We start from the raw sequence: 206 nt of genomic DNA, 5'->3' as shown, positions 1-206 counted from the left end.
GTAGCGTTGGTGGTTTGAGAACTGTTGGACCGCTTGTGCGAGCATTGTTTGAGGCGGACGAGAATGCCACTCCGCATCATTGTCGACCATTGAGCTGGCTGTTTGAATAACTGTTTTGCGTCGAGCCGGCCGCTTGAGTACTGAAGACTATAGTGTCGGTCGTTTGGCGCTGTTGGGCCGGTTGCATGAGCATTGATGGTGCGGGG

The organism is Bifidobacterium sp. UBA6881 (assembly GCA_002451435.1).
Lineage (GTDB): Bacteria > Actinomycetota > Actinomycetes > Actinomycetales > Bifidobacteriaceae > Bifidobacterium.
This window is presented reverse-complemented; position numbering follows the sequence as displayed.